The organism is Stappia indica (assembly GCF_020177335.1).
Classification (GTDB): domain Bacteria; phylum Pseudomonadota; class Alphaproteobacteria; order Rhizobiales; family Stappiaceae; genus Stappia; species Stappia indica_B.
The window spans coordinates 1-2500 of the sequence record NZ_JAIVMG010000032.1; the positions used below are offsets into that span (position 1 = coordinate 1).

2 rRNA genes (1 of these 2 cut by a window edge) are annotated in these 2500 nt (G+C 56.0%); both read right to left on the bottom strand.

The features are described 5' to 3' along the window. Position 1 precedes the first annotated feature (1 nt). Positions 2 to 117: ribosomal RNA gene (gene rrf, locus LC062_RS21155) — 5S ribosomal RNA — on the bottom strand. A gap of 100 nt (positions 118 to 217) precedes the next feature. Next, positions 218 to 2500 (bottom strand): 23S ribosomal RNA (locus tag LC062_RS21160); it runs 441 nt beyond the window's last position.

Below are 2500 nucleotides of genomic sequence, written 5' to 3' on the forward strand. Positions count from 1 at the left end.
GGCCTGGCGGCGACCTACTCTCCCACGTCTTGAGACGCAGTACCATTGGCGCTGGGGCGTTTCACGGCCGAGTTCGGGATGGGATCGGGTGTTGAGGTCCCCGCAATGGCCACCAGGCCGGCGAAGAGCAAACGTTTGTGAACTGGTCTTAGGTTTCGCCGCGGTCTGCGGCGTATTTTGGATTGATGTGTTTTGTGATGGGCATTGAGTAATGAGAGTGATCAAGCCGATCGAGCTATTAGTACCGGTAAGCTTCATGCATTGCTGCACGTCCACACCCGGCCTATCGACGTGGTGGTCTTCCACGGCTCTCAAGGGAGACCTGGTTTTGAGGCCGGTTTCCCGCTTAGATGCTTTCAGCGGTTATCCGTTCCGCACATAGCTACCCTGCTATGCCGCTGGCGCGACAACAGGTCCACCAGAGGTGCGTCCATCCCGGTCCTCTCGTACTAGGGACAGATCCTCTCAAGTTTCCTACACCCACGGCAGATAGGGACCGAACTGTCTCGCGACGTTCTGAACCCAGCTCACGTACCACTTTAATCGGCGAACAGCCGAACCCTTGGGACCTGCTCCAGCCCCAGGATGTGATGAGCCGACATCGAGGTGCCAAACGATTCCGTCGATATGGACTCTTGGGAATCATCAGCCTGTTATCCCCGGCGTACCTTTTATCCGTTGAGCGATGGCCCTTCCACGAGGGACCACCGGATCACTATGACCGACTTTCGTCTCTGCTCGACTTGTCAGTCTCGCAGTCAGGCAGGCTTATGCCATTGCACTCGACGACCGATTTCCGACCGGTCTGAGCCTACCTTCGCGCGCCTCCGTTACCATTTGGGAGGCGACCGCCCCAGTCAAACTACCCGCCACACACGGTCCCGGACGTTGTTGCGCCGCGGTTAGATATCCATAACGACAAGGGTGGTATTTCAAGGGTGGCTCCACGCGAGCTGGCGCTCACGCTTCGACGCCTACCACCTATCCTACACATGTCGTGACGAATACCAGTGTGAAGCTGTAGTAAAGGTGCACGGGGTCTTTCCGTCTGACCGCAGGAACCCCGCATCTTCACGGGGAATTCAATTTCACTGAGTCTGTGCTGGAGACAGCGGGGAAGTCGTTACGCCATTCGTGCAGGTCGGAACTTACCCGACAAGGAATTTCGCTACCTTAGGACCGTTATAGTTACGGCCGCCGTTTACCGGGGCTTCAATTCGGTGCTTGCACACCTCCTCTTAACCTTCCGGCACCGGGCAGGCGTCAGACCCTATACGTCGCCTTGCGGCTTCGCAGAGCCCTGTGTTTTTGATAAACAGTCGCCACCCCCTGGTCTGTGCCCCCCGAACCTGGTTGCCCAAGCCCGGGGCTCCCTTCTCGCGAACTTACGGGAGCAATTTGCCGAGTTCCTTCAGCACAGTTCTCTCAAGCGCCTTGGTATACTCTACCAGTCCACCTGTGTCGGTTTCGGGTACGGTCTATAATGCGGGGGCTATTTCCTGGAACACCTTCACCGCATCCCCAATCCAGTAAGGGGATACGATACACGGCATCCGTCACCACCCGCAGGCTGCAGAATATTAACTGCATTCCCATCGACTACGCCTTTCGGCCTCGCCTTAGGGGCCGGCTAACCCTGCGCCGATTAGCGTTGCGCAGGAACCCTTGGACTTTCGGCGAGGGGGTCTCTCACCCCCTTTATCGTTACTCATGTCAGCATTCGCACTTCCGATACCTCCAGGAGCCCTCACGGGTCTCCCTTCGCAGGCCTACGGAACGCTCCGCTACCGCTTAGCTTACGCTAAGCCCGCAGTTTCGGTACATGGCTTAAGCCCCGTTACATTATCGGCGCGGGACCCCTTGTTTAGACCAGTGAGCTGTTACGCTTTCTTTAAATGATGGCTGCTTCTAAGCCAACATCCTGGTTGTTTTGGGAGTCCTACATCCTTTGCCACTTAGCCATGATTTAGGGACCTTAACTGGCGGTCAGGGTTGTTTCCCTCTCCACAATGGACGTTAGCACCCACTGTGTGTCTGCCGGATAGTACTTCTCGGTATTCGGAGTTTGGTTAGGATCAGTAAGACGGTGAGTCCCCATAGCCCATCCAGTGCTCTACCCCCGAGAGTATTCGTCCGACGCTCTACCTAAATAGATTTCGCGGAGAACCAGCTATTTCCGAGTTTGATTGGCCTTTCACCCCTAGCCACAGCTCATCCCCGACCTTTTCAACGGGCGTGGGTTCGGTCCTCCAGTGCGTGTTACCGCACCTTCAACCTGGCCATGGCTAGATCACTCGGTTTCGGGTCTAATCCGACATACTATATCGCCCTGTTCAGACTCGCTTTCGCTGCGCATACGCCTACCGGCTTAAGCTTGCATGTCAAATTAAGTCGCTGACCCATTATACAAAAGGTACGCCGTCACCCTTGCGGGCTCCGACTGTTTGTAAGCATTCGGTTTCAGGATCTGTTTCACTCCCCTCGTCGGGGTGCTTTTCAC